We start from the raw sequence: 1,897 nt of genomic DNA, 5'->3' as shown, positions 1-1,897 counted from the left end.
GGGATCACCGCTGTTAAAATTTGCGGTGGAAAGTGAGCTTTAGTGCTTGCTGTCCACCTCAGGGCGTGTTGTTATATGTTTATGCACCAAGCAAAACTAGGTGCTTTATTTTTTTGTAACGCAATGACATTGAAATACAATGCGATAGTTCTTTATAGGGTACAACCTGATTTATTTTAAACACAATCGCGCGATTACCTTCATATGTAAAAGTATCACCATAGATTTCTTTGAACGTTTCTATCAGCGACGTTTTACAGTTGAAATATATACAATACTGATCAGGATACTTAGCTTTCCAGTCAATTCTAATCGTACTCCCAACTTTCGAAACATAACTAGGCTCACCCCATTTCAAAGTTTCTGTTATGTCGGTGATGCCATCTTGCTTAGCAACATTAAGAATAAGGTCGCGCACGTTGTTTAGTAAAACAGCGACACTTTCGGGATAGGTACTAAATTTTTGTTGTACGCTTAAGTTCATTTAATAACCCATACTAGAAAAACATATAACGCCGCGCTCTGCGGAAATTTAGGAGCGCCAGCGAGTAAGTTTTCCGTAGCAGCGCTTTGTTAGCAGCTATTAATTAGTCAGTGCATATCGATAAAACCAGCTTGTATTCCAGTTATTTATTTCGCACAACTGGAGCAACTCTTCTTCATCATTAATGGCACTTCTTGTTATCTGATCATGTGTATCTTTATTAACTATTAGCCCATTCTCCATTAATCCAGCCAATTCTGGAAAAAGGCTCACCGAGCGAATGTGTGAAAATTCACAACTTCTTAGATCCAATGGCTCATTTGTTAATTCGTCATATTGAATTCCAAATGAACGAATTCTATCTTGCTTTAATCTACCTACAGTTCTTTCCAAGTGTTCATAGAACTCAGCCCTTAACTCACGCGCACGGCTACAATCCCTTATCGCCTTATAGAATAGTTCACAAAACCGTATATAGTTTTCGCGCTGCAAGCTTCTGGCATTTTGAATATTGAAGTCCAATAGCTGGCAAATCGCAGTGCCTCGAATATAGAGCTGTTCTCCATCTCGGTATTTATCATAGTCGGCTATTCCTCCAATTAAATAGCTTGCATTTGCTTTAGATGTTCTAAGAAGTGTATGCACACAGCCAGCCTGAATCCAGACCCTGCCAAAATTATCTAAAACGGAAAACGAGTCCCAAGCATTTCTAATTGCAGACTTGGTGCTCTCATTTAAGTATCTATCTTCAGTAGTGGGCTGCTGATAGGATCCTAATGCTTTTTCAAACTCATAAGGGATGATTTTTTTTGTCACTTTCCAATCATCTCCTTATAAATTTCTTCCATTTTATGCCATGCTTCTTTCGCTTTAGGGTGCTTACATCGATCTTCATGTAGTTTGCTAGCGGTAGCATTTTTCCATTTCTTTGCAAGCTCACTATTTTTATAATGCAAGGGGCCAATGCCCAATTGTTTTTGCCTGTTTTTTCCATCTAGTTCGATTAGTGAGAAAATCAGCTTGTCAACTGGAGATCTAAAGTAGTCGTCATCTACTCCAATTTCCTTTTTAGTAAAGAGTGTATTGAGACTATGAACAGCGAATAATAACTCCTCCCAGTTGCTAGCTGATAAAGAAATTCCTTTCCCTAGCTCTTCGGAAGCAAGAGCTACAACTTCTTCAAAGGATCCAATTTCTTTTAGCTCTTTAACGCTCTGCGCGTCATACCAATTCATCAAAACCTCCAATTCTTAATATTTTCTAGTGGCTGCTAACGCCGCGATAACTGGCAATTTTACCGTTAGCCGTTTTGCGCATAAAATTGTCCGGTTCATTGCCTTATAGTTACTCCGTTCCATTAATTAATGTATTTACCTATCTCATTAATACATGGAATATGCTTCTGTTGATCAC

General features: G+C 38.5%; 3 protein-coding genes. All 3 read right to left on the bottom strand.

Features of this window, described 5'->3' with window-relative positions:
* Window positions 1–79: 79 nt before the first annotated feature.
* The gene (locus tag AAEZ22_RS17955) at window positions 80–484 is read right to left on the bottom strand and encodes a DUF1801 domain-containing protein (protein ID WP_352298316.1); all 405 of its coding nucleotides are present in this window, start codon (window positions 482–484) and stop codon (window positions 80–82) included.
* Between the two features lie 99 nt (window positions 485–583).
* A complete protein-coding gene (locus AAEZ22_RS17950) occupies window positions 584–1,300 on the bottom strand; it encodes a hypothetical protein (RefSeq protein WP_352298313.1) in 717 nt (238 codons plus the stop codon).
* Window positions 1,297–1,719 carry a hypothetical protein gene (locus AAEZ22_RS17945; RefSeq protein ID WP_352298310.1) on the bottom strand — a complete coding sequence of 141 codons (423 nt, stop codon included), beginning with the start codon at window positions 1,717–1,719 and terminating at the stop codon, window positions 1,297–1,299. Before AAEZ22_RS17945 ends, AAEZ22_RS17950 begins: the two co-directional genes overlap by 4 nt.
* Window positions 1,720–1,897 lie beyond the last annotated feature (178 nt).

This window comes from Pseudoalteromonas sp. 20-MNA-CIBAN-0454 (assembly GCF_040308685.1).
GTDB classification, from domain to species: Bacteria; Pseudomonadota; Gammaproteobacteria; order Enterobacterales; family Alteromonadaceae; genus Pseudoalteromonas; species Pseudoalteromonas nigrifaciens.
Note: the sequence above shows the minus strand (reverse complement) of the source record. Positions and strands in the feature narration are given on the sequence as shown.

Excerpts from the sequence above, each read along its gene's own strand:
- AAEZ22_RS17955 (WP_352298316.1), bottom strand. The coding sequence starts at position 484 with ATGAACTTAAGCGTACAACAAAAATTTAGTACCTATCCCGAAAGTGTC.
- AAEZ22_RS17945 (WP_352298310.1), bottom strand. The coding sequence starts at position 1,719 with ATGAATTGGTATGACGCGCAGAGCGTTAAAGAGCTAAAAGAAATTGGA.